Genomic DNA, 20,324 nt, shown 5'->3' with positions numbered 1-20,324 from the left:
GTCAAAATCCTTTGCTCAAGATGGTCCAGATGCCACCGCACGCTATGGCTACGCCGTAAGGCAGGGGAGCGTGTCGCACGTGGCGCCACCGCTCGATCGCATAGACGCGGCGTGCGAACGACGATCCGACCGGCGCCAGCTTCGGATGTGGCAGGACGCGCATCATCAGATGCACGAGGGCAAGAACGCCGCCGGCCAACGTGGTTGTCGTCAACAACTGCATCACGCCTGTCGGCGGCAGACCAATCGACAAAGCAGCCAGCAATTTGACGTCGCCGCCGCCAATCCATCCGCGCTGGTAAATCGTGAACAGCAGCAAGAACAGGATCGTCGTGGCAACCAGGGATTCGACGAGCTGCATCGGGCCGGCAAGTTGACCGGCGATCCCAAGGAGCGCCAGGACCAAGCAGATGTCATTGCGGATCAAGCGGGTCGCGACATCGAGCGTTGCGACATACAGCAACAACAGGATTTCCAGTATCGAGGCTATGTAAGAAATCCAGCTCATGAAAATGCATGCCGGAAAGAGGAGGAAGGCACGGCAAAAATACGGAGCGCATTCAAGAGGGGGACACGTTCCGATGCCCCCCTCTGGCGTCAGATGGCCGTATCAAACAGCCGCAGCGAAGGCGTCGGTGATGGCGGTGATCCCGGTCGTCAGTGCCGCGCCGATCTTGCCAGTAGCTCCACCACCGAACACAGCCGAGACTGCGCCGATGATGCAAACTGCGACGATAATGTACTCGAACGACACCACGCCGTCCTGGTCCGTGCGCAGACGCTTCAACGCTTCTCTCGTCTCAATATAGTACGTCAACATAGGAGGATCCCTTCCTTGGAGATGACAGACATCGGAATGATCGTTGGCGAAAAACCCCTGCGCCAACTGGATTCTTTTATAATGTTCGCTCGGAGGGTTTCGCGTGCTCCATAGAGGGGTGATGCGGAGCATAAGGGGTACTCCTCGCTCGATTAACCATTTCGCCGAGTGGCCGGCGTTCGGTCGACGCGCGACAACGCGCTGGCGCTTGCCGATCGCTCAGCCGTCGTGGGCCTGACGATGCACGGCGTTGTCGATCGCAGAGAGAGCGTTGAGGAGTTGAACGCAATCGCGGACTGAGGGCGCTATTCAGCCGCCAATGTCGGTGCGCTCTATTTTATCGGCCGAATCCAGCCATTCCCGACCTTGGATAGCGGACAGCACCGAGATGACCAATCGCCGGCACTTCACACGAAGCACGGACAGCAGCTAGCGTACGCATTGGCGGACGTAATAGCCGTTGACCCGTATCCACTGGCAGGGGCTTGGCCGAGGCTCCTTGATGATGGTGTAGCCGTGGTAGTCGATGTTGGTTGGTGCGGTCAGGCCACGCCAGAACACTGCATTCGCGCTGGACGAGCTCAGGGTCACCGCTGCCCAGAGACAGGCCAGGGCGACACAGGATGGAAAGAGTGTTCGCATCAGCGTCTTCCGGTTTGGAATTGTTACCGTAGCTCGCTTATCCTGACTGGCCCCAAAGACGCTCGCAAGTCCGATCGCGACATGACGCATGATGCGATCCGGTCTTGCGCAAGACCGGCGACAGTACCATTTCAAAACCGCCTCATCTCATCGTAATCGTGATTGCGCTGAGATTGGCGGCGAATTCCATGCCCGCCTTGGGACCTTGCAGCACGATCGTGACGCCCTTTTCGTTGCGCAGGTGAGCGCCGTTGATGCCGCCGACGAGGGCGGCTCCGCCGCCGACGGAGGTGTAGGTGCCGGCGAAATCGCGCACCTCTCTGATGCCTGACGCCCGCCCCGCTAGTCGCCCGACGGTTGCGCCGGCGGTGATGCCGAAGCTCAGGCCCGACACCCTGAAGGGATAGACGCGCCCTCGATAGGTCAGTACCCCGCTGCCGGCGCCACCGCCGATCAGCAATCCCGCCTTCACGATTTTTACCTCGACGTGACCAGTGGCTTGCGCATGTGACGGCGTGGCGGGAATGATGAACGCGAGCAACGCGATTGCTGCCAGGTGCCGGGCAATCCAACGCAGCCACGCTCGCCTGCTGCTCTCAGGGTTTTGCGGCATCGACCTTCTTCCAGGTCTGGTCCGGATCGAACAGCGTCGTGCGCTGGGCGATAGATTCGGTGCGCTCTCCCAAATCCTTCTGGTAGACGGTACCAGCGTGATTGACCAGGAAGGTCATGACGCCGGAATTGCCGTATTCGGCTGGCCAGGCGATCAGGGCGAAGCCACCGATCATCTTGCCCTTGACGACGTAGTTGAGAGCACCGCCGGGCGCATCCGCCCCTTGCCCCTTCAAGATACGGAAATAGTATCCATGATATGGGCTCGGCTCTACACTTCCGGCCTTATAGCCTTCGGCCGAGGCTTCCGCCGCCAGTGCACCGAGTGGGCTCGGGTCGCTATCGTCGCGCCAGAACAGGCCGTCCTTCTTGCCCGGGCTGCTGACGATGCGTTGCGCGTAGACGCCCACGCCCTCGCCGCGATCCTTGTCGGCATATTCATTCTGGGCATCGACATAGGCGAGCGCAGTCTGGATCGCGTCGAGCTCGTTGCGGCCGATGCGACGATAGAGAACCTCGATCCGTCCCTCGGCCGTGTCGAATTCCCAGCCGCTCTTTGCATTGACGAGTGGAATTGGGAACGGGAAGTCGTCCGGCCCCAGCATCAGCGTGGCCTTCTTGTTGCCTTCCGCCTTGATCGAATGCTTGGCATCATACATCGACGTGAAGCGCTGGCGTATGTCTGCATCGGCAACCTCGTCGCCGGACGAAACGATGTCGTCGGCTGCCCGGCCGAGCACCTTGAGAATATCGCCCGGACCTTTCTTGACTGCAGCGGCAAGAGCTGCCGCTGCATCCTCGGGCGTGGGAAAGGATTGCTGCGCGGGCGCCGTCGAACTCAGCAGTACCAGCGCCATGATGCCCGGCAACGCCGCGCGATGAAGTGACTTCAGAACATTCATGGCGCGACCTCCGCAGGGATCCTCGCGCCGCGGGCGAGCCAATCGCTGTAGGTACGGAATTTCAATCCGAGCTTCTCGTAGTGGACAAGCAGATAACCGTCGTTGCCGCGGGTGACTGCAAACGGGTTCACGCGTTCAACCTCCTGCGCCATGACACCGACATAGGCCTTGTGGCTGCCGAGATAGCTGAAGCGGTAATAGCCGAGGCCGTTGGCGAGATAGCCGAGCAAGACGACGTCGTGCTTCAGCGCAATGTCGGAGCGCCGGCCGCCGCCGCCTCCCCGTCCACCGCCGCCGCCTCCTCGGAAGCCGCCTCCGGCGGACATGCCGCCACCGCCACGCCCGGCGAAGCTCGCACCACCGCCGCCGCGGGGCATGCTCGCCATGCTCGACCGCCCGCGGGCGGAGGCCGCTGCAGCCGCCCGGCCGGAGGAAACGTTCATGGCACCGCCGCGGCTGCCTCCACCACCGCGTTTGGCAGACGCTGCGCGGTTGCCGGCACCAGCGCCGCCGCGGTTGGCGGCCTTGGCGCGGTCACCACCACCCTTGGCTCGATCGCCTCCGCCCTTCGCACTCCCCTTGGCGCGGTCCGCAGCGCCGGCGCGATCGCCGCCACCGGGCCGGTCCCGCGTACCCGCGCGGTCGCCGGTGCGGTCACCCGCTCGATCTCCTGCACGATCAGCGGCACCGGCGCCCGGACGATCCTTGAGTACCTGCTGGCCGTCGCGGCCGCGAAAATCCATCCGGTCCGCGGCGCCTGCCTTCAGATTGTTGTTGCCAAAACGCTGCTGAACATTGGTGTTGTTGTAACGCACGCCCTGGCGGTGCGCCGGATTGTGCTGCCAGCCATTTCCGATGTTGGTGGTCCGGTGATTGACATAGACGTTGCGATTGCCCCAGTTGCAGCCGCCGCCCCAGTAATTGCCCCAGCGTCCGATCGCCCAGGCGGTCCCAAAAGCGAGCCCCCCCGCGATCACGCCTGCGCCGATATAGGACGGATACCCGAAGTAATAAGGTGGGTAGTCCGCGTAGGGCCAGGCCCCGTAAACGGTGGCCGGCTCGTAGTACGGCACGTACATCGTTCCCGGCTCGGCCGGCTCGATGACGACCACCTGCTTGTTTTCCTGCGTCTGAACACTGACCTTCTGCTGTTTGGTCGTAACGAGCTTCTTGTTGTCATAGGCCTTGGTGCGCAATCGCTGGATCGCATCCATCACGTCCGGCTGCTGCGCGAGCACGGCATCACCCAGGCTCTTGGTCCAATCGAGCTTGTCACTCATCATCGTCAGAACGTCCGCCGTGCTGGCGAGCGCCTTGACGCTGTCGTCCCAGGCCTGCTTCTCGACCTCGGTCTTGAGCGCATCGCCCTTCAGCGACTTGTGTTCTTTGAGCCAGCGATCGGCCTGCACCACTTCCAGCGGATAGGTCGACGCGGCCAGCACATTGGCCAGCAGCTCGTCAGGATAGAGCGCGATCGGCGCCACCAGTGCTTCGAGCTGCTCGGGCTTCAGGAGCTCGGCGCTTGGCGGAGCCTGGCTTGCCGCTTGCGGCTGAGCGGTTGGAGCAGCAGGTTTGTCGGCCGTCTGCGCCGAGGCGACGGACGGGATGGCCATCAACAGCGCAAGCGCGATCACGGTCCTGGCACAGCGAAGCATCACATCCTCCATCGGAGTCACAATTTGGAGGATCGGTCCGCGGCCCGACCGTTCTTTGACAAAGATCAAGGGAAATGGCTGCGTCCCGGCTGCGCTAATCGTGCTGCTGCAACGCGAAAGCCTGGCGCGCGATCGGGAGCTTGATCTTGAACAGCGTCCCGCCGGAGGGCGCGTTCGCGGCGGAAATCGTGCCGTGGTGCGCCTCGACGATGGTGCGGGCTATGGCCAGGCCCATGCCCATGCCCTGCGGCTTGGTGGTGAAAAATGGATTGAAAATGCTCTTGAGATCATCCGTCGCAATGCCGGCGCCGGTGTCGCCAACCCGGATCTCCGCCCAAGCACCGGAAACGTTCGTCGTTACGTTGATTTCGCGTTTGCCTGTCTGAATTTCGGACATCGCGTCCAAGGCGTTGACAACGAGATTGAGAACAACCTGTTGCAGGTGAATCGGATCGCCCCGGACACGAAGTTCGGCCGTCGCCGGAAGGTAGTTCAACACGACGCCGCGTCCCTTGGCCACATCTGCGACGAACCCGATGACATCCCGCACGGTATTGTTTAGTTCAATGTCTCGAATTTCAAAGGGCGTTTTTTTCAGCATGCTGCGCAGCCGTCGAATCACTTCGCTTGCCCGCTGATCGTCGCGCCTGATGTCGGCCAGGATGGCTCTGAGTTCATCGAGGTTCGGCGAAGCGCTCTTCAGCATGAGCTCCGCCGTCTCGGCGTTGGTCAGGATCGAGCCGAGCGGCTGGTTCAGCTCGTGCGCGATGGAGGTCGTCATCTCCCCGGCGGCCGCATAGCGGCTGAGATGCGCGAGCTCCGCCAGGCGCTGCCGCGACTCGACGTCCGCCAGACGGCGCCGGCGACGTTCGTGGAGTAGCCCGCTGATCAGCCCGGCCTGGACTAGGAACGCTGCTGCGATCATTGCCATTTGCCAACGATATCTTTCCCAGAGCCCCCGCTCGCGAAATAGAACCTCGCTTCCCGTCGGCAAATCGCTCTCGCTGATGCCCCAACGCTCCATCTCGCGCCAGTCGTATCTCGGCGCGGCAAATCCGATCGGTTCGATCTTGATGTCGCCCGGCTTTTCGCCCGCGAAGATGCGAAGCGCCGCGCTGACAGTCGCCTTGCTGGACTCGGATATCGAGTGCATCGGGCCGCCGACGGTCTCGCGGCCAAAAAATGCCTCCTGATATGAGAAGATCGGCGCGTTGGCGACCGCGTGCAGCCGGCGCAATGCTAGATCACCTTCGTGGGCGACGCCGACACCATCGACCGACATCAGTTGCCAGAACAGCACCGTATGTGGAGGCAGCGTGGAGGCTCGCTTCAATATCTCCTCAAACGACAGGTCTGCGTACCAGATTAATTCGAACCGGTCCTCGAAGGGCTTAGCCTCCCGTTTGACTTCGTCGAGCCAGAACTTCTCCAGCGGCGAGGCGCCAATGACGACGGCAACGGTCCGGGTTTCCGGCAACACCTGAAGAATGCTGCCGAAGAATGCTGTGAAGTCGTTGCGAACCGGAATGACGACATCGTTTTGGGTCAGTGCCCCCCGGTTCACCAGCCGCTGCTCGACCGCCGTCATCACCAGCGGTGTATCCGGGAAGAGCTGCTCGCGATATTTCTGAACGAACCGCGCCGCCGGCGCTCCGAGGCTCATCACGAGGTCGGGCGGACTGGCCCGGTAAAGCGAACGCAGATAATCGACGAACGGCGCCTCCGGTCCGGGACTGTTGAACCGCGCTGAGAGAAGCGTGTGCTCTTGGATGTCCAGCGCAAACGAGGATTGCTGTTCGAACTCGGCCTTGATGCTCCGGGCATATTCGCTCCAAGGACGAAAATCCCGGCCGAAGGAATGGAGCAGCAGGAGCCGTTTTGGCTCGTTGCGATCGGCGGCAAGGGCCGCCGGCACCATTGCGCCCCAGACCAGCAAACACAGACTGAACCGTGCAACGATGATCGGCCAGCTTGACTTGATCGGGGCCATGGCGATGCGCCCGCTCATGCTTTCTCCACGAGAGTAACCGCCTCCCGGCCACACTCTAGCGCAAATCGTGCAGGCGCCAATCTTCCTCGCGCCATCGCATCAGCAGCGCGTTGTGACCCGGGCGTAGGCGTCCACGACCTGCACGCAGGACGAGCCATAATAGGCTCCCGCCGCACCCGCCGCTGCGCCAACAGCCACCGCCAGTCGGGTCGTTCGACGGGCCACTCCGGCATAGCTCATGGGGGTCAGCGGCCGCCCTACTCTTGCCTGCGCCTCTGAGAAGAGGGCGCCGTCAGCGAGACGGTTTGTCCCATTCATGGACAATCCCGCGGCAAGGGCGAGTGCCGCGGACGCGCAAACGATGAATTTGCGCGACTGGGTCATTTCTTCGCTCCTGACGGTGTGCCCAGTGTAATTTCGTCGAAATCGGCCATGGCAGCGGAGTCAAGGTCGACCTTGCTGGCGCCCGCGGGGGGCTCGCCGCATCAATGTCCGCTCAGAACGAGCGTCTTGATCGGCAGCAGCAGCGCCTGGATACGTAGCAGCAGCGCGTGCACAAGGCCGACGCCATCGACCACATGCAGCGCGATCTTGCGGAAGGTGCCTGTGTCCTTTGCGCTGATCTCCTCGTGATTGCTGGTATAGGCGTTGACAATGCAGCTGCTGCCCGCCGTCACGCCGTCAAGGCCGCCGTTGTAGAGCGGCTCGAGATAAACCAGGATGGTGCCGGGCCGCGCGATGTTCTGCGGATCGATCAACTGTTCGCCGGAGCGGAACTGTCCGGCCGCGATGTAGTCCTGCACCGTCGTCACAACCATCGGGATGATCACCCAGGGCTTCGAAATGCAGGTGGCTTCGGCGAGCATGCCTTCCTTCATCACCTGCGCCTCGATCTGGCCGAAGCCCGCCTGTAGGGCCCCGCGGCCGGCGCCTTCCGGGATCAGCACGCCGGCCGGCCGCATCAACTGGTTGACGACGTCGCCGGTGCGGACCAGGAACTGCTCGACACGGCCGTCTACGCCGGCGCGAACGACGGTTTTGTCGAGATCGACCTGGGCCTGAGCCAACGCCGCTTCGGCGCTCGCCTTCTGCGCCGGAATGAGCGTCGAGACCTGCAAGGCCGCCGATTGCTTTACGGCTGTCGCCGCGTCAACGCCGGCCTGGCGCTGATCGACCAGCACCTGAAGCTTCTCGATGTCGCGCTGCGGCACGATGCCGGGATTGCGGCGCTGAAGGTCGGACTTGGTGTCGAGCTCATCCCTGGCTTGCTGATAATTGGCTTTGGCCTCCTGGATCTGAGCTTCGGCCCTGACCACGTCGGATTGCGCCGCCAACATGGACGCGTCGACCTCGGCGACCTTGCGCGCGGCGGTCTCGAACGCGGCCCGCTGCCTGGAGCTGTCGAGCGTAAACAGCACGTCACCCTGCTTCACCGGTTCGCTGAAACCAACCTTGACCTCGGCCACCCGCCCCGCCCCTTCGGGCAGGATCGGCACGGTGCGGAAATAGAGCGCGGCCGACGTAGTGGAAGGATGGAAGTAGAAGATCATGGTGATGAGCGACACCGTCAGCATCAGGCAGCCCGTGATGCCCCATCTCAGCTCGTACCAGATTGAGAAGAAGGTGATCTCCTTGCCGAAGCGCTTGCCCTGGGCATAGCGGCGGTAGAGATAGTCGGGCAGGATCGTGAGGAGAGAGCAGAACATGAGCTCAAACATGGCTGTGCTCCTTCTCCTTCGCGGGACCGGATTTCCCCGTCGGCGGTATACCGGCCCCGGCGTCCGATCGGGACTCGGCCACCACGTCGCCTGCTTCGCCCGGCGTTGCGTCAGCAATCCTCTCAACGGAGCCGGCAATGCTGCGCAGCGGCGTGCCGAAATCGGGGAGATCAATCAGCGCAAGCAACAGGCCCGCCACCCAGAAGATATGCATATGGGTAAAGAGCGAGATCAGGCCGAGCACGGCTACGAATTCGAATTGCAGCTTCTGTGACTTGTGTGCCATCCGCTCGGGCAGGCTGTGCAGTTTCCAATAAAGCGTGCCAACCCAGAGCACGGTACCGATCAGGAAGATGCCCATCACGACCATCAGCGTGTCCACCCCGCTTCCCGGCGCGAGATAGAACGGCAGATGATGCGGGGCCATCGGATGAAGCTGCTCGCTCAACGGTCTCTCCCTTTCGGCCCGCGTGTTCACGTCAATGCGGCGAATGCAGTGTCGGTACCGGGTCTCGCAATTGCTTGATCTGAATCAACGGACCTGGAGCGGCCCTACCTAGCCTCGCCTGAAAGCCGACGCGCAACAGCCCAACAGGAGCCGCCCGCCATGCCCGGCATCGATGACCTCATCCCCAGTGCCACGCAGATCCGCAAGGAAGCAGCCGTCAAGGAGGCCGAGAAGGCGGACGAATATGCGCGGCTTGCCGCCGCCGCCGAAGCCGAGAAGCGGGCCCTGATTGAACGCCTCAGCAAGCCTTCTGGCAAGACCGAAGAGGAGAAGGTCAAGCTCGCCTCGACCATCATCCAGCGTGCGGTGCGAAATGGCTTGACCGAGGTTCAGGTCTATCGCTTCCCCAACACGCTATGCACCGACAAGGGCCGCGCCATCAATCAGATGGAGAAGGGCTGGGAAAGCACGTTGACCGGCATCCCGAAGGAAATCTTCCAACTCTGGACCGACCATCTGAAGCCACGCGGCTATCGCATCGCCTACCAGATCATCGATTTTCCCGGCGGCGTGCCGGGGGACATCGGCATCACGATTTCCTGGGGTGATTGAGCGCGGGGCCGCCAGCCGAGACCTGACGGCGAAAGGGCGAGCATGGCCAAGGACAAGCCTGCCGAGCGGATGAAGCGCAAGGACTACGAGAAGGAATTGGAGAAGCTCCAGGTCGAGCTGTGTCATCTCCAGGACTATGTCCGAGCGAACAAGCTACGGGTCATCATCCTGTTCGAAGGCCGCGACGCCGCCGGCAAGGGCGGTACGATCAAGGCCATCACCGAAAAAGTCAGCCCGCGCGTGTTCCGCGTGGTTGCATTGCCGGCGCCATCCGACCGAGAGAAGACGCAGCTCTTCTTCCAGCGCTACATGCAGCAGTTTCCCGCCGGCGGCGAGATCGTGATCTTCGACCGGAGCTGGTACAACCGCGCCGGCGTCGAGTATGTGATGGGGTTCTGTACGCCCGCCGAGCACGAGCGCTTTCTCTCGCTCTGTCCGCAGATGGAGAAATACGTCATCGACGGCGGCATCATCCTGATCAAGATCTGGCTGGAAGTGGGGATGGACGAGCAGGAGCGCCGTTTCAGGGCCCGCATCGACGATCCGGTGCGGCAATGGAAGTTGAGCCCGATGGATCTGGAATCCTATCGGCGCTGGTACGACTATTCGCGGGCCCGCGACCTGATGCTCAGGAAGACGAGCACCAAGCACGCGCCATGGTACATCATCCGCTCCGACGACAAACGCCGCGCAAGGCTGAATTGTATCGCACATGTGCTGAAGTCAATTCCCTGCAAGCGCATCAAGAAGGACAAGGTCAAATTGCCGAGGCGCTCGGACAAGGGCCGCTACAATGACCAGGCAAGCTTGCGCGGGATGAATTTCGTCGCTGAACGATATTGACGAGGATCGGGCCGCGCGATGATGCGGCCCGATCGCTCGACGCCGGAACCCTCACCGCTGACGGACCACCGTCCCGACCGTCAGCAGCGCGTTCTCAGTATCGATACTGGTTAGGATACTGCGGACAGACCCAATTGCCGTAGGTGTCCTGATAACAGCCATTGTTGTAGTTGTTGTTGTAGTATCCATAGGCTCCGATTGCGGCGGCCCCGGCGGCGGCACCGTAGGCTGCGCCGCGGTAGCCGTACCGGGGATAACCGGCGACCGGGCGGCCTGGCCGACCGGCAACGGGGTAACCTGGACGGCCCGGACGACCGGCGATCGGATGGCTCGGTCGCGGGCCTCCGACGCGATAGCCGCGCCCGCCACCGCCGTGGATCCGTCCGGCGTGAACCGCGCCGCCACGATAGCCGCCACCGTGAAAGCCCCCGGCCCGCATGCCTCCTCCACCGCCGCGATAACCGCCACCACCGCCACCACGACGGGCGTAGGCATCATCGGGGATGAGAGTAGCGGTGAGAAGAACGAACGCCGCAACAGCTGCGAGAAGATAACGAAGCATGGCTAGTCCTCCCTCGATATTAGGGTGCCGTGATCCGCCCTTCGACGATGCCTCGCGAAATCGCGGACGGCACCCAATGGCAATATGTCCGGCGACTCCCTGGCTCGACCTCGATCAGGAGGGACGCCGCCCCTCGACCGCGCGCATCGCGCCGCGCTGAGGCGGCCCGATCGCTCCGCGTCTATTTCAAACGTATGGTCACACCACCCACGGCAGCTGACACTTCGGCGCCGACCTTCGGACCGCTGAGCTGCAGGATCACGCCGTTGGCATTCTGCAGTTGAACGGCTCCCGCACCCGCCGCAATGGCGCCGCCTGCTCCGCCCACCGCGTAGGAGCCCTCGATGGATGCCGGTCCCCTCAAATTGAGGGCGCGGCCAACCAGCTTGGTGGTCGAGGCGCCGATCGTGAAGCCGACGCTCATGCCGGATACGGTAAAGGGATATTTCTTACCCCGAAGGAGCAGAACACCTTCGCCACCGCCGACGCCGACGATGAAGCCACCCTTGGTGAAGACGACTGCCACCTGCCCGGTCTCGGCATGCGTCGGCGTGCTGGAACCGAGGGCTCCGGAAAGGAGAGTGGCGAGCGCGGCGCAAGCGGCAAGTCTTTTCATGTCTGTTGTCCCTTGAATGAAGATGCCGCGCTATTGCGCCAGGATCATCGCGAAGTAACCGAATACCGTGAGCAGGATGCCCGAGACGGCGTAACCGACCGGGAAGCCAATCCAGGGCACTGAGCTCTGGATCTCGACCGCAGCCTCGCGACACGGCCCCGAATGCGAACGAGCACCGGCGACGCCGCCCATCAGCACGGCCGGGTTGATCTTGAAAACGTGGAAGCCGATCGCCCAGACGATGAAAGGCGGGATCGTACAGGCGATAAATCCGACGATGAAGATCTTCAGCGCCACCGCGCCCGTAAGCTGGGCCAGCAAGCCCGCGCCTGCATTAACGCCGACAATGGCGACGAAGACGACGAGGCCGAGGTCCTCGAGCACATTCCGCGCCGCATTCGGCGTGTTGCCAAAGAAGCGCAACCGGGAGACCAAGGAGGAGACGATCACGCCTGACAGCAGGAGGCCGCCGGCATTGCCGAGGCCGATCTTGGCGCCGAAGGCCGGAAACTCGATCATGCCGATCAAGAAGCCGATGATCATGCCGACGGCGAGCGTCAGGAGGTCGGTCGAGGTGTTGGTCCGCGCAATGCGCCCCCACATCTCGCCGAGCTCGTTGACGGCGGACTTCAGGCCGACCACCGAGACGATATCCATCCGCTGGAGCTCGGTCTTCAGACCGGCCGGGATTGCAACGCCACCACGCTCGACCTTGGTGACCTGCAACTGCCCAGCGATCGCCGTCTCGCGGAAGGATTCGAAGGTCCGTCCGACCATGTTCTTGTTGGTGATGAGAATGTCCGCCTGATCCATGGGAATGCCCAGCACCTTGGCATCCGCAACCTCCGGCCCGATCAAGCCCATCTTGTCGGTCAGATGCTCGGTCGAGCCGCCGAGCGCGACGACGTCGCCCTTCTGCAGCACGAGGTCGGGATCGGCTCCCAACAATTCGCCGCCACGCGCCACGTTGACGATGCGGTACTCGGGATTGACCTTGCGGAATTTGGCGATGCTCGTGCCGAATTGCGCCGAGTTTTCGAGCCGGTAGGCGCGCAGTCCGAACTGCCGATAGCCAGTGAGGCCTCCGCCCTCGAGATCCTTGACGCCAAAATCCTGCTCGTACTTCTTGGCTGCGGCCTTGGCGTCGACACCCCACCAGCGCGGCAGATACTTGCAGATCAGGATGATTCCGACGGTGCCCCAGATGTAGGTGATGCCATAGGACAGCGCGATCATGCCGGACGCCTCTTCGGGCTTCATGCCCTCAGGCAGCTTGACCACACCGGAGGTGATCGCCTGTTCGGCCGAACCGATCGCGGCCGACATGGTCTGAGAACCCGCCAGCATGCCGCCGGCCGCTCCGGTCGGCAATGCGAACAATTTCGCTCCCAGCACGACAAGCGTCAGTCCGATCACGCTCGACACCACCGCCAGAATGCAGAATTTGAGCCCGTCACCCTTCAGACTGTTGATGAAGGACGGTCCCACCCGCAGGCCGACTCCATACATGAAGAGATAGTAGAAAAGGCTCTTGGCGAAATTGTTCAACTCGAGCTTGACGCCGTAAGTCGAGGCCCATACCGACAGTCCCGCGCCGACCACGATGGCGCCGGCGACCATGCCGAGGCCGTAACCCTTGATGCTCGCCCGCCCGATGTAGACTGCGACGCCGACGACGAAGAACAGCAGCAGATACGGATTCTGCTGCAGGAAGGTAAAAAAGCCCTGCATGTTCGTCCCCTGTTTATGAGGCGGCCTTCAACTTCGGCTGCGCGCCGGGCTTGGGCCTGCCGATCTTCGCCAAGGCTTCGGTCCGCACGAGCTTCAGGCCTTCCTTGGCGTCATAGCCATGGATTTCCTTCACATCGAGCTTGCGCATGAAGTCGATGGTTTCCTGGGTGATGACCTGACCCGGCACCATGATCGGGAAGCCCGGAGGATAAGGAATCACGAAACTAGCGGAGACCAGGTCGGGACCGGCCTTCAGGCGCCGGTCGATCTCGGGATCGGCGAGCCGGATGTACTCGCATCCTGCCGCGTCATAGGCCGCGTAGAAGCCACTGCGGATATCACCTTCGTTGGTTTTGGCGCCGGCATCGCCGCGGAAACTCTGGTGGAAATGCGAGAAGTTCGGCAAGTCGGGCACGTCGGTCATCAGGCTCTTCACCCGCGCCTCGAAGGTCTTCTTCGCATTGGCTCCGCCTTGGGTCAGGCCACGGTCGACCTCACCGGCGATCTCCGCCAGCACCCTGACAAGATGTGCCACGTCGCTGCGCGTGTTGTTGATGTTGGACTGGAGCAGCACCGAGTTGCGCGAGGTCTTGTTGACCTGGATGTTGTGGTCGTTCGCGAGGATGCCCTTGAACTGCGTGCCGTCGAAGCCGGCCGTGCCGCACACCAGCGTCATGCGGGTTGGATCGAGGCAAAACTCGTCATCGTCCAGGCTCTTCAGGGCACTCGCCCAGTTCGTTCCGGCCGCCAAATAGTCGGTAAACCCGCTTTGCCGGTATTGTGCCGGCACCATGGCGTCGGCACCGAGGATACGGAAATATCTCGAGATGAGCGGATTGGTGTTGACTGCCTGTCGGATGGCGAGCGCGATCTCGATCGCATTGGCCACGAGACCGTAACCCTCGAGCTCCATCTGGCGCCGCGAGACGTCCAGGCTCGCGATCAGCTGCTGGTTCGGACTGGTGGAGGCGTGCGTGAACACGGCTTCCTTGAACTGCTGCTCCACCGTGTGGAATTCGACGTCCTTGACCGCCAGCATCGAGCCCTGCCGGATCGCCGACATCGACTTGTGGGTCGAATTGGTCTGGTACACGCGAAGACGAATCTGGCGCGGATCGGGGATCAGCCGGGTCTTGAGCAGCACCTGGTCCGACGGATTCTTGCCGAGCTCGGCCTGCTGCGCCTCGTAGGCCGTAACCGATTTCGGGTCGTGCATCCAGGCTTCGATCTCGCTAGCGGCGCCCATCGCGGTGCGCCGTCGCAGGAACGGCGAGAAGCGCGCGAAGCCGAACCAGGCCTCGTCCCACAGGAAAATCAGGTCGGGCTTGATGGCGAGGCACTCCTCCATCACCCGGCGGGTATTGTAGATATGACCGTCGAAGGTGCAGTTGGTCAGATCCAGCAGCTTGACGCGGTCGAGCCGGCCGTCGGCCTTGGCGCTCAACAAAGCCTGCTTGATGGTCTTCAGCGGCACGGCGCCGTACATCGAATATTCCGTCATCGGGAAGGCTTCGACATAGAGTGGCTGCGCGCCGGCCAGCACCATCCCGTAGTGATGCGATTTGTGGCAATTGCGATCGACGATGGCGATGTCGCCCGGTCCGATCAGCGCCTGCACCGCCATCTTGTTCGACGTCGAGGTGCCGTTGGTCACGAAGAACACGCGATCGGCGCCAAGTGCGCGTGCGGCCTTGTCCTGCGCCTTCTTGATGTTGCCGGTCGGCTCCAACAGGCTGTCCAGGCCGCCGGTGGTCGCGCTGCTTTCGGCCAGGAACAGGTTCAGGCCGTAGAACTCGCCCATGTCTCGGATCCAGTCCGACTTGAAGACCGATTTGCCGCGCGCGATCGGCAGCGCATGGAACGTTCCGATCGGACGCTGTGCATATTTCTTGAGATTGTCGAAGAACGGCGTGTCATAGCGATCCTGCACCCCTTCAAGGATCGAGAGATGCAGTTCGAGCAGCTCCTCGACCGAATAGAAGATCCGGCGGACGACGTCGGCCTCGGGATTTCCGGCCATCTCCTCGACATTGCGATTGGACATCAGGTAGAGGTCGAGCTCGGGGCGGACCCGCTTGATGATATGGGCGAGCCGCAGCGCCGAGGCATCGGACTCGTCTTTCAATCCGGCCGACGCGGTCATCGCGCGGAGTACGGGCGCGTCATGGCGCGAGCGCAGTGCAAAGCCTTCGTTGATGACGACGGCTGCAAGATTGGGGTTCAGCATAGCGGCGCAAAAAGCGTCTTCGAGGCTGCCGACGATAACCGGTTCATAGGCAAACTGATCAACCGGACGCCGAAGCTTGCGCCATTCGTTGGCGAGCGCGGGCCAACTTCCGGACGTGAGGCCGGTGACGATCAACGTCTCGAAATAGGGACGGCGCGCCGCGTGCGGACCGAACATCTGCGGCACCAGATCGGGCGTCTCGCCGTTGCCTTCGTCATTCGTATTCCAGTCGCCCGCATGCTGACGGAACGATCTCGTCGTCAGAGCCTGCGCCAACCGTGTTGCGAGCGCCAGCGAAGTCGCCGCATCACCAGTCGTGGCTGCCTCCCGCAAGGCTGCCATGAGCTGCAAGCCAGGATAGCCGTGAAATTCCTCCGTCACGGAGAGATCGGCCAGCGCAGCGTCATACTTCGCACGGTCTCCGCCACGGGACCATGCTTTGGCCGCGTCGACCAGATCGCGCCAATTGTCCGCCCGTCCGCCGGGCCCGGAGAAGAACTGATCGATGCGCTGCTGCGCAGGCTTGGCGTCCTTGGGCATGTCTCTCCCCATCCTTGGCTCTTGAGGCGAAGGTGATGGCGGATCGTGGGTATCGCGCGGGAGAGCTCCATTGATCCAAGTCAACGGTCGCGCATGAAATCAGTCGGCCTGCGAGCAGCGTGCACGCTTCGCGATGCAACACGGACGCGCGACTGAACGAAAGTCGCGCCGGAGATCGGCAAATGTCCCGGGCGCTATCTGGCCTGGTTGTCGCCGAGCACGTTGTCGAGCGAGCGCAACCATTGCCCGCTGTCGGTCCTCTCGGCGAGCCCCTCGGCGCGCAGCAAATCGCGCAATTGCGCATGCGCGCCGGCGATGCAGAACGCGACATGGCGTGACGCAAGTTCGTCGTGGAGATTCCGGAGCATATGCGCGCCGGCCAGATCGATGTAGGGCGACGCCGAGAGGTCGCAGGCAACGAGCCTGACATCCGACGACCTCTGGAGCGCATTCAGAACGACGTCCAGGATCATCTCGGCATTAATATAGAGCAGCGAGGCTTCGGGGCGGAACGCGATGATTCCAACCAGCGGCTCCACGTCCTCGTGCCTGGCGCTGTCGGAATACCGGCCGCTGCCCGGGAGCCTGCCGAGAAATGCCACATTCGGCTGTGACGCGCGCGCCAGCAGCAGGAAGATGGAGGCGATCGACGCCAGCAGGACACCTTGCAGGATGCCGAGCAGCAGGACGGATACCAATGCGATCACCGCCGCGTAGAAATCGATGCGGCTGACGCGCCACATCCGCGCCAACGTACGGATGTCGACGAGCCGGTACACGGCGGCAAAGACGATGGCGGCCAGCACCGCCTTGGGCAGATTGGTCAGTAGCCCTGTGAAGAACAAGAGACACAGCGCCAGCGTCCCAGAGCAAATGACCAGCGCCAACGGTGTGCGGGCACCCGCGCTGTCATTGACGGCGGATTGCGACAACCCGCCAGCCACAGGATAGCCATGACCTAAGGCCGTAGCGAGATTGGCCGCACCGAGGCCCAAGAACTCCTGCCTGACGTCAAGGCTGTCACCATGCTTGGCGGCGAAGCTCCGAGCCGCCGAAACACCCTCTATGTAGGCGAGCAGCACACATCCGGCGGCAAGCGGAAAGAGATCGTCGAACTCCAGCAGGCCGAACGTGGGCAAGCCAGGCACCGGCAGGCCCTGGGGGATTCTTCCCGTCACGGGCACGCCGAGAGCCGGCAGACCGAGCGCGGTTGCCACCGCGATCGCCAGCGCCACAACCGCGATCCCGACCGGCCTACCGGGGAGCAGCCGCTCGCCGGTCAGCAGAAGCAGGAATGCCACCAGACCGACGGCGAGCACCAGCGGATTCACGTCACCGAGCTGCCCGGCGAGCTCAATGCCGCGTTCGAAGAAGTCATGGCCGCCACCGGCAACACCGAACAGGCTCGGCAGCTGGCTCATGATGATGGTGAGCCCGGCGCCAGCCTTGAAGCCGACGAGAATGCTGTCGCTGACCAGACGGACGAGGACGCTGAGCTTGCACAGCCAGGCGATGAGGCACAACACCGCGACCGCGAAGGCAGCAAGACTTGCAATTTGCCCATAACGCACCGGATCGCCCGCGGCGAGCGGCCCTACCGTGCCCACGATCATCAGCGAGATTGCCGAAGTCGGGCCGACCGCAAGCTGGCGCGACGAGCCCAACAAGGCGTAACCGAAGCCGCCGAGCATGTAGCCGTAGATCCCGACCTGCGGCGGCAGCCCGGCCAGCGCGGCGTAGGCCAGCGATACCGGAATTGCGTAAGCGGCAAGCGTGACGCCGGCGACAGCATCCGATGGCAACCACGACCTGCGATAGGTCGCAAGCCAGCTCGACGGCGGAAAGTACCGCAACCAGCTCCCCTGCAGCCCAGACGGGGCGCTCATGCGCGGGCCTCGCTGCGATCCACCTCGCAGCGCAGCAACACGATCAGCAAGGCGATCACGGGCATGCCGAGCGCCAGGTTCGGAAAGGACTTTGTCGCGAAGGCCCCGACCGCCGCTCCCACGCCGAACATGACGCACAGCGCTGCAAACATGCCCGAGCGGCGAAGCGGTGCCGGCGGACCTCCGCCGACGACCGCCGCAAACGCACCCTCGATCGCCTGACGCATGTTGCCGGTGATCATCACCGAACTGTAGACCACGCCTTCGACCTTGGTGAAAATTGCGGTCTGCATCGCCGCGACGAAGGAAATGCCCAGCGTGCCGGCAAGATCGGGCAGCCGGTTGTGCAGGATTCCGATTGCGATCAGAAGCACGATCTCGATCAGCGTGCTGATGACGCTGGCCCGATCTCCCGTCGCGTTGCGCAGCCATACCGCAACCATGACACCGATCGCAAATGACAGGATCGGCGGCACGAAATGAAGCGCGGCGGCCCAATTACCCACCGAACCATAGACCCAGAGCAGGACCAGATTGGCGGTCTGGGCATTCGCCATGACGCCGTGGATCATCCAGGTGTAGGCGTCGAGATAGCCGCCGGCGAAGGCGAGCAGCAGCGCGACCTCAAGCGTCTCATCGCGCCGCAACGATCCGCTCGCAGCTAGATCCACAGTGCTCATGGTGCGGATTTCGGATGTCGCAGATCCTGCATCCGCCAAAAGACGCCGCAGCAATGACGGCTTGGGCTTGATCTAAATCAAGCAGTCGCCTGGTTCCCGGGAGCGAATTCTACGGCAATCATTGCGCCTGGGAATTTGCCATCATGGACACTGTCAGGTGGATCATTTCCACCGCTCCGGAGATCTTCCTGCTGCTTGCGGTTGCCATCGGCACCATGCTTGGACGCGTCAAGATCCACGGCTTCGCGATCGGCACCACGGCCTGCATCCTGATCGTGTCCGTCCTGATCGGACAACTCGGCACCTTTACGTTCCCCGCGCTGCTGAGGATCGTGCTGTTCAGTCTCTTCGTATTCACGATCGGTTACAAATCCGGACCGGAGTTTTTCGCCTCGTTGAGTGTCCGCACCCTGGCCCAGGTTGCCATGGCGCTCGTGCTCGGCGGGACTGGTCTCGTGATCGTGCTGGCCTTTGCGTTCGCCTTCAAGCTCGATCCCGGCACGGCATCCGGGCTTGCGGCTGGCGCGCTGACGCAGTCTTCCGTGATCGGCACGGCCTCGGGCGCGCTGGCGCAGCTCGGATTGCCGAAGACCGTGCTGGAGCAACAGGAAGCGAATATCGCAGCGGGATATGCCGTCACCTATGTGCTCGGCTACATTCTGACACTGCTCTACGTCCCCTTCGCGGCGCCGAAACTGATGGGGGTCAATCTCAAGGACGAGGCGAAAAAGCTGGAGGTCGAGCTTTCAGGTGGCGCGCCGCCGAAGACCGAGAACCTATCCTATCGCAAGTTCCAGGCTCGCGCCTATCGCGTCACGGCTGCGGCCGGCCGAACCGTCAAGGCGATCGAGGAGGACATCGGCAGCCGCACGGTGATCGAACGGATCGTGCGCCAGGGCGCCGATATCGAACCGCGTCTGGACACCGTGCTCGAGGCTGGCGACGACATCGTCATCGCCGGTCGAACTGCCGCCATTGTCGCCGCCAAGCCGATCATCGGCACCGAGATCGATGCCGACGAGATCCTGAAGGCGATCCCCGGCAATGTGCTTGACGTGCTGGTGGACAACCGCAACCTCCACGGCCGATCCATCCGGGATGTGGCCGATCGCATCGGCGGCGATGCACGCGGTGTGTTTTTGCGCGCCCTGACGCGGCATGGGCGCGAAGCCCCGCTGAGCGCGGACACGCGTGTCTATGTCGGTGACGTCATGACGCTGGTCGGCAGCACCCGCAACATCGAGCGCGCGGCGAAGCAGGTCGGGCAGATCGTGCGCTCCGGCGACCGTACTGACATTGCCTTCCTTGCGGCGGGTATTGCCGCCGGGCTGCTGGCCGGGCTCGTCAGCTTCAAGGTCGGCGGCATCGCGCTGACGCTCGGCGGCGGTGGCGGCGCACTGATCGCGGGTCTCCTCTGTGGCTGGCTGCGCTCGCGCCGGCCGACGATGGGCGCAATGCCGCCGGCCGCGCAGCAGACGCTGAGCGATCTCGGCCTCGGTGGATTCATCGCGGCGATCGGCCTGGCCAACGGTCACGCCGCCTGGGTCGCGATCCAGGCGCACGGCCTGTTGCTGGTCGGCATGGGCCTCGTGGTCACACTGGTGCCGCTGGTCGTCGCGACGCTGTTTGCCTATCACGTCCTGCGCATGAACCCGGTCATCACCTGTGGAGCCCTCGCCGGCGCCATGACGGTCGATGCAGCCGTGACCGGGGCTTGCGAGATCGCCGAGAGCCAGACGCCGGTGCTCGGCGTTGCCGTGCCTTACGCCGTCGGCAATGTGGTTCTGACCGTGCTCGGGCCGATTATCGTAGCCTGCACCTTTGTTGGCTGAGGGAGGAC

17 protein-coding genes are annotated in these 20,324 nt (G+C 63.0%); 3 read left to right on the top strand and 14 right to left on the bottom strand.

Features of this window, described 5'->3' with window-relative positions; translation table 11 throughout:
• Window position 1 precedes the first annotated feature (1 nt).
• The 8 genes from WN73_RS27345 to WN73_RS27305 form a co-directional block, all read right to left on the bottom strand.
• The gene (locus WN73_RS27345) at window positions 2–508 is read right to left on the bottom strand and encodes an A24 family peptidase (protein WP_271555409.1); all 507 of its coding nucleotides are present in this window, start codon (window positions 506–508) and stop codon (window positions 2–4) included.
• A gap of 102 nt (window positions 509–610) precedes the next feature.
• Complete coding sequence (locus WN73_RS44435; protein WP_333937989.1) at window positions 611–952, bottom strand: Flp family type IVb pilin; 342 nt, start codon at window positions 950–952, stop codon at window positions 611–613.
• 652 nt (window positions 953–1,604) lie between these two features.
• Window positions 1,605–2,003 carry a hypothetical protein gene (locus WN73_RS27335; RefSeq protein WP_442870129.1) on the bottom strand — a complete coding sequence of 133 codons (399 nt, stop codon included), beginning with the start codon at window positions 2,001–2,003 and terminating at the stop codon, window positions 1,605–1,607.
• A gap of 55 nt (window positions 2,004–2,058) precedes the next feature.
• Complete coding sequence (locus tag WN73_RS27330) at window positions 2,059–2,976, bottom strand: DUF2950 domain-containing protein (protein ID WP_271555407.1); 918 nt, start codon at window positions 2,974–2,976, stop codon at window positions 2,059–2,061.
• Entirely contained in the window at window positions 2,973–4,631 is a 1,659-nt protein-coding gene (locus WN73_RS27325; protein ID WP_271555406.1) for a DUF3300 domain-containing protein, read from the bottom strand. Before WN73_RS27325 ends, WN73_RS27330 begins: the two co-directional genes overlap by 4 nt.
• Before the next feature lie 94 nt (window positions 4,632–4,725).
• On the bottom strand, window positions 4,726–6,639 hold the full coding sequence (locus tag WN73_RS27320; protein ID WP_271555405.1) for a sensor histidine kinase: 1,914 nt from the start codon (window positions 6,637–6,639) through the stop codon (window positions 4,726–4,728).
• A gap of 467 nt (window positions 6,640–7,106) precedes the next feature.
• On the bottom strand, window positions 7,107–8,339 hold the full coding sequence (locus WN73_RS27310) for an HlyD family secretion protein (RefSeq protein ID WP_060911415.1): 1,233 nt from the start codon (window positions 8,337–8,339) through the stop codon (window positions 7,107–7,109).
• On the bottom strand, window positions 8,332–8,766 hold the full coding sequence (locus tag WN73_RS27305) for a hypothetical protein (protein ID WP_060913025.1): 435 nt from the start codon (window positions 8,764–8,766) through the stop codon (window positions 8,332–8,334). The genes WN73_RS27310 and WN73_RS27305 overlap by 8 nt, the downstream gene beginning before the upstream one ends.
• Before the next feature lie 180 nt (window positions 8,767–8,946).
• On the opposite strand from WN73_RS27305, the gene WN73_RS27300 reads away from it, so the two are divergent.
• Both WN73_RS27300 and ppk2 read left to right on the top strand, forming a co-directional pair.
• A complete protein-coding gene (locus tag WN73_RS27300) occupies window positions 8,947–9,399 on the top strand; it encodes a hypothetical protein (protein WP_060911414.1) in 453 nt (150 codons plus the stop codon).
• Between the two features lie 42 nt (window positions 9,400–9,441).
• Entirely contained in the window at window positions 9,442–10,242 is an 801-nt protein-coding gene (ppk2, locus tag WN73_RS27295) for a polyphosphate kinase 2 (RefSeq protein WP_011086264.1), read from the top strand.
• A 94-nt stretch (window positions 10,243–10,336) separates the two neighbouring features.
• Here the strand turns inward: ppk2 and WN73_RS27290 are convergent, their stop codons facing one another.
• The 6 genes from WN73_RS27290 to WN73_RS27265 all read right to left on the bottom strand — a co-directional run bounded on the left by WN73_RS27290 (window position 10,337) and on the right by WN73_RS27265 (window position 18,484).
• The gene (locus WN73_RS27290; RefSeq protein WP_011086263.1) at window positions 10,337–10,804 is read right to left on the bottom strand and encodes a hypothetical protein; all 468 of its coding nucleotides are present in this window, start codon (window positions 10,802–10,804) and stop codon (window positions 10,337–10,339) included.
• A 181-nt stretch (window positions 10,805–10,985) separates the two neighbouring features.
• Window positions 10,986–11,420 (bottom strand): hypothetical protein, encoded by a 435-nt coding sequence (locus WN73_RS27285; RefSeq protein ID WP_028171956.1) that lies wholly within the window; start codon window positions 11,418–11,420, stop codon window positions 10,986–10,988.
• 30 nt (window positions 11,421–11,450) lie between these two features.
• Window positions 11,451–13,151 (bottom strand): aspartate:alanine exchanger family transporter, encoded by a 1,701-nt coding sequence (locus WN73_RS27280; protein WP_060911412.1) that lies wholly within the window; start codon window positions 13,149–13,151, stop codon window positions 11,451–11,453.
• 13 nt (window positions 13,152–13,164) lie between these two features.
• Window positions 13,165–15,918, bottom strand: coding sequence for a decarboxylase (locus tag WN73_RS27275; RefSeq protein WP_028171958.1), 2,754 nt, complete (start codon window positions 15,916–15,918; stop codon window positions 13,165–13,167).
• A 194-nt stretch (window positions 15,919–16,112) separates the two neighbouring features.
• Window positions 16,113–17,804: a SulP family inorganic anion transporter gene (locus WN73_RS27270; protein WP_161535523.1), complete on the bottom strand. Its 1,692-nt coding sequence runs from the start codon at window positions 17,802–17,804 to the stop codon at window positions 16,113–16,115.
• Complete coding sequence (locus WN73_RS27265) at window positions 17,801–18,484, bottom strand: YoaK family protein (protein WP_271555404.1); 684 nt, start codon at window positions 18,482–18,484, stop codon at window positions 17,801–17,803. Before WN73_RS27265 ends, WN73_RS27270 begins: the two co-directional genes overlap by 4 nt.
• Before the next feature lie 143 nt (window positions 18,485–18,627).
• On the opposite strand from WN73_RS27265, the gene WN73_RS27260 reads away from it, so the two are divergent.
• Window positions 18,628–20,316 (top strand): aspartate:alanine exchanger family transporter, encoded by a 1,689-nt coding sequence (locus tag WN73_RS27260; RefSeq protein ID WP_028171960.1) that lies wholly within the window; start codon window positions 18,628–18,630, stop codon window positions 20,314–20,316.
• Window positions 20,317–20,324: the final 8 nt, after the last annotated feature.

Origin of the sequence: Bradyrhizobium sp. CCBAU 45394 (assembly GCF_028128655.1) — a bacterium.
GTDB classification, from domain to species: Bacteria; Pseudomonadota; Alphaproteobacteria; order Rhizobiales; family Xanthobacteraceae; genus Bradyrhizobium; species Bradyrhizobium diazoefficiens.
Note: the sequence above shows the minus strand (reverse complement) of the source record. Positions and strands in the feature narration are given on the sequence as shown.

Excerpts from the sequence above, each read along its gene's own strand:
- WN73_RS27310 (WP_060911415.1), bottom strand. The coding sequence starts at position 8,339 with ATGTTTGAGCTCATGTTCTGCTCTCTCCTCACGATCCTGCCCGACTAT.
- WN73_RS27330 (WP_271555407.1), bottom strand. The coding sequence starts at position 2,976 with ATGAATGTTCTGAAGTCACTTCATCGCGCGGCGTTGCCGGGCATCATG.
- WN73_RS27275 (WP_028171958.1), bottom strand. The coding sequence starts at position 15,918 with ATGCCCAAGGACGCCAAGCCTGCGCAGCAGCGCATCGATCAGTTCTTC.
- WN73_RS44435 (WP_333937989.1), bottom strand. The coding sequence starts at position 952 with ATGCTCCGCATCACCCCTCTATGGAGCACGCGAAACCCTCCGAGCGAA.
- WN73_RS27265 (WP_271555404.1), bottom strand. The coding sequence starts at position 18,484 with ATGAGCACTGTGGATCTAGCTGCGAGCGGATCGTTGCGGCGCGATGAG.
- WN73_RS27280 (WP_060911412.1), bottom strand. The coding sequence starts at position 13,151 with ATGCAGGGCTTTTTTACCTTCCTGCAGCAGAATCCGTATCTGCTGCTG.
- WN73_RS27290 (WP_011086263.1), bottom strand. The coding sequence starts at position 10,804 with ATGCTTCGTTATCTTCTCGCAGCTGTTGCGGCGTTCGTTCTTCTCACC.
- WN73_RS27270 (WP_161535523.1), bottom strand. The coding sequence starts at position 17,804 with ATGAGCGCCCCGTCTGGGCTGCAGGGGAGCTGGTTGCGGTACTTTCCG.
- WN73_RS27260 (WP_028171960.1), top strand. The coding sequence starts at position 18,628 with ATGGACACTGTCAGGTGGATCATTTCCACCGCTCCGGAGATCTTCCTG.
- WN73_RS27345 (WP_271555409.1), bottom strand. The coding sequence starts at position 508 with ATGAGCTGGATTTCTTACATAGCCTCGATACTGGAAATCCTGTTGTTG.
- WN73_RS27285 (WP_028171956.1), bottom strand. The coding sequence starts at position 11,420 with ATGAAAAGACTTGCCGCTTGCGCCGCGCTCGCCACTCTCCTTTCCGGA.
- ppk2 (WP_011086264.1), top strand. The coding sequence starts at position 9,442 with ATGGCCAAGGACAAGCCTGCCGAGCGGATGAAGCGCAAGGACTACGAG.
- WN73_RS27305 (WP_060913025.1), bottom strand. The coding sequence starts at position 8,766 with ATGGCCCCGCATCATCTGCCGTTCTATCTCGCGCCGGGAAGCGGGGTG.
- WN73_RS27300 (WP_060911414.1), top strand. The coding sequence starts at position 8,947 with ATGCCCGGCATCGATGACCTCATCCCCAGTGCCACGCAGATCCGCAAG.
- WN73_RS27320 (WP_271555405.1), bottom strand. The coding sequence starts at position 6,639 with ATGAGCGGGCGCATCGCCATGGCCCCGATCAAGTCAAGCTGGCCGATC.
- WN73_RS27325 (WP_271555406.1), bottom strand. The coding sequence starts at position 4,631 with ATGCTTCGCTGTGCCAGGACCGTGATCGCGCTTGCGCTGTTGATGGCC.